The sequence below is a fragment of the Vibrio sp. 2096 genome, assembly GCF_033339595.1.
Classification (GTDB): Bacteria; Pseudomonadota; Gammaproteobacteria; order Enterobacterales; family Vibrionaceae; genus Vibrio; species Vibrio alginolyticus.
The window spans coordinates 1-3,233 of record NZ_JAWOUX010000041.1 but is presented as its reverse complement, the minus strand read 5'-3'; the positions used below and the strand labels follow the sequence as shown (position 1 = coordinate 3,233).

Here is a 3,233-nt window from a genome sequence, read left to right as displayed (position 1 = left end):
ACGAGGCTGGAAAAGGTGTCCGCAATGAGAACAGGTTGCGAAACGTGCCAATGAGCAGGAAAAACAGGCGGCATGAAGGGGTCGTCTCAGAAAACGGAAAATAAAGCACGCTAAGGCGTAACTACCCTCGGCTACACCGCGTCGGCACCACGCGGCTCTTTCTCCCCTTGCAGCGAAGCAATCAGCGGGCAAGAAACGTTCCCTTGCCGCGCATGGCAGGCGAACACAAGTTCGGATAGCACGGTTTCCATGCGCGCCAGGTCGGTCATTTTTTCGCGCACGTCCTGAAGCTTGTGCTCGGCCAGGCTGCTGGCTTCCTCGCAGTGGGTGCCGTCATCCAGCCTCAGCAGCTCTGCGATCTCGTCGAGGCTGAATCCGAGCCGCTGGGCTGATTTCACGAAGCGCACCCGCGTCACATCCGCCTCGCCAGAGAGGCCGAGCGCGGCCGTGAGGCTTGGACGCTAGGGCAGGGCATGAAAAAGCCCGTAGCGGGCTGCTACGGGCGTCTGACGCGGTGGAAAGGGGGAGGGGATGTTGTCTACATGGCTCTGCTGTAGTGAGTGGGTTGCGCTCCGGCAGCGGTCCTGATCAATCGTCACCCTTTCTCGGTCCTTCAACGTTCCTGACAACGAGCCTCCTTTTCGCCAATCCATCGACAATCACCGCGAGTCCCTGCTCGAACGCTGCGTCCGGACCGGCTTCGTCGAAGGCGTCTATCGCGGCCCGCAACAGCGGCGAGAGCGGAGCCTGTTCAACGGTGCCGCCGCGCTCGCCGGCATCGCTGTCGCCGGCCTGCTCCTCAAGCACGGCCCCAACAGTGAAGTAGCTGATTGTCATCAGCGCATTGACGGCGTCCCCGGCCGAAAAACCCGCCTCGCAGAGGAAGCGAAGCTGCGCGTCGGCCGTTTCCATCTGCGGTGCGCCCGGTCGCGTGCCGGCATGGATGCGCGCGCCATCGCGGTAGGCGAGCAGCGCCTGCCTGAAGCTGCGGGCATTCCCGATCAGAAATGAGCGCCAGTCGTCGTCGGCTCTCGGCACCGAATGCGTATGATTCTCCGCCAGCATGGCTTCGGCCAGTGCGTCGAGCAGCGCCCGCTTGTTCCTGAAGTGCCAGTAAAGCGCCGGCTGCTGAACCCCCAACCGTTCCGCCAGTTTGCGTGTCGTCAGACCGTCTACGCCGACCTCGTTCAACAGGTCCAGGGCGGCACGGATCACTGTATTCGGCTGCAACTTTGTCATGCTTGACACTTTATCACTGATAAACATAATATGTCCACCAACTTATCAGTGATAAAGAATCCGCGCGTTCAATCGGACCAGCGGAGGCTGGTCCGGAGGCCAGACGTGAAACCCAACAGACCCCTGATCGTAATTCTGAGCACTGTCGCGCTCGACGCTGTCGGCATCGGCCTGATTATGCCGGTGCTGCCGGGCCTCCTGCGCGATCTGGTTCACTCGAACGACGTCACCGCCCACTATGGCATTCTGCTGGCGCTGTATGCGTTGGTGCAATTTGCCTGCGCACCTGTGCTGGGCGCGCTGTCGGATCGTTTCGGGCGGCGGCCAATCTTGCTCGTCTCGCTGGCCGGCGCCACTGTCGACTACGCCATCATGGCGACAGCGCCTTTCCTTTGGGTTCTCTATATCGGGCGGATCGTGGCCGGCATCACCGGGGCGACTGGGGCGGTAGCCGGCGCTTATATTGCCGATATCACTGATGGCGATGAGCGCGCGCGGCACTTCGGCTTCATGAGCGCCTGTTTCGGGTTCGGGATGGTCGCGGGACCTGTGCTCGGTGGGCTGATGGGCGGTTTCTCCCCCCACGCTCCGTTCTTCGCCGCGGCAGCCTTGAACGGCCTCAATTTCCTGACGGGCTGTTTCCTTTTGCCGGAGTCGCACAAAGGCGAACGCCGGCCGTTACGCCGGGAGGCTCTCAACCCGCTCGCTTCGTTCCGGTGGGCCCGGGGCATGACCGTCGTCGCCGCCCTGATGGCGGTCTTCTTCATCATGCAACTTGTCGGACAGGTGCCGGCCGCGCTTTGGGTCATTTTCGGCGAGGATCGCTTTCACTGGGACGCGACCACGATCGGCATTTCGCTTGCCGCATTTGGCATTCTGCATTCACTCGCCCAGGCAATGATCACCGGCCCTGTAGCCGCCCGGCTCGGCGAAAGGCGGGCACTCATGCTCGGAATGATTGCCGACGGCACAGGCTACATCCTGCTTGCCTTCGCGACACGGGGATGGATGGCGTTCCCGATCATGGTCCTGCTTGCTTCGGGTGGCATCGGAATGCCGGCGCTGCAAACAATGTTGTCCAGGCAGGTGGATGAGGAACGTCAGGGGCAGCTGCAAGGCTCACTGGCGGCGCTCACCAGCCTGACCTCGATCGTCGGACCCCTCCTCTTCACGGCGATCTATGCGGCTTCTATAACAACGTGGAACGGGTGGGCATGGATTGCAGGCGCTGCCCTCTACTTGCTCTGCCTGCCGGCGCTGCGTCGCGGGCTTTGGAGCGGCGCAGGGCAACGAGCCGATCGCTGATCGTGGAAACGATAGGCCTATGCCATGCGGGTCAAGGCGACTTCCGGCAAGCTATACGCGCCCTAGGAGTGCGGTTGGAACGTTGGCCCAGCCAGATACTCCCGATCACGAGCAGGACGCCGATGATTTGAAGCGCACTCAGCGTCTGATCCAAGAACAACCATCCTAGCAACACGGCGGTCCCCGGGCTGAGAAAGCCCAGTAAGGAAACAACTGTAGGTTCGAGTCGCGAGATCCCCCGGAACCAAAGCAAGTAGGTTAAACCCGCTCCGATCAGGCCGAGCCACGCCAGGCCGAGAACATTGGTTCCTGTAGGCATCGGGATTGGCGGATCAAACACTAAAGCTACTGGAACGAGCAGAAGTCCTCCGGCCGCCAGTTGCCAGGCGGTAAAGGTGAGCAGAGGCACGGGAGGTTGCCACTTGCGGGTCAGCACGGTTCCGAACGCCATGGAAACCGCCCCCGCCAGGCCCGCTGCGACGCCGACAGGATCTAGCGCTGCGTTTGGTGTCAACACCAACAGCGCCACGCCCGCAGTTCCGCAAATAGGGGTCGTTTGCGGGAGAGGGCGAAATCCTACGCTAAGGCTTTGGCCAACGATATTCTCCGGTAAGATTGATGTGTTCCCAGGGGATAGGAGAAGTCGCTTGATATCTAGTATGACGTCTGTCGCACCTGCTTGATCGCGG

At 61.6% G+C, this 3,233-nt stretch carries 3 protein-coding genes and 3 pseudogenes; 2 read left to right on the top strand and 4 right to left on the bottom strand.

Annotation, left to right across the window (positions count from 1 at the left end):
* The coding region (locus R7Q41_RS23785) for an aminoglycoside phosphotransferase family protein (RefSeq protein ID WP_225478340.1) at positions 1-74 on the bottom strand (74 nt) is incomplete at its 3' end.
* Between the two features lie 57 nt (positions 75-131).
* Positions 132-428, bottom strand: a pseudogene (locus tag R7Q41_RS23780) (MerR family DNA-binding protein); the annotation flags it as partial.
* Here R7Q41_RS23780 and R7Q41_RS23775 point away from each other — a divergent pair.
* Positions 423-557: pseudogene (locus tag R7Q41_RS23775) on the top strand (relaxase); the annotation flags it as partial. The pseudogenes R7Q41_RS23780 and R7Q41_RS23775 sit on opposite strands and share 6 nt — an antisense overlap.
* A gap of 31 nt (positions 558-588) precedes the next feature.
* On the opposite strand, the gene tetR(A) reads toward R7Q41_RS23775, so the two are convergent.
* A complete protein-coding gene (gene tetR(A) / locus R7Q41_RS23770) occupies positions 589-1,239 on the bottom strand; it encodes a tetracycline resistance transcriptional repressor TetR(A) (protein ID WP_000164043.1) in 651 nt (216 codons plus the stop codon).
* Between the two features lie 105 nt (positions 1,240-1,344).
* Between tetR(A) and tet(A) the strand changes: the two genes are divergently transcribed.
* Positions 1,345-2,544 (top strand): tetracycline efflux MFS transporter Tet(A), encoded by a 1,200-nt coding sequence (gene tet(A), locus R7Q41_RS23765; RefSeq protein ID WP_001973670.1) that lies wholly within the window; start codon positions 1,345-1,347, stop codon positions 2,542-2,544.
* A 31-nt stretch (positions 2,545-2,575) separates the two neighbouring features.
* On the opposite strand, the pseudogene R7Q41_RS23760 reads toward tet(A), so the two are convergent.
* Positions 2,576-3,091 (bottom strand): annotated as a pseudogene (locus tag R7Q41_RS23760) (DMT family transporter); the annotation flags it as partial.
* Positions 3,092-3,233: the final 142 nt, after the last annotated feature.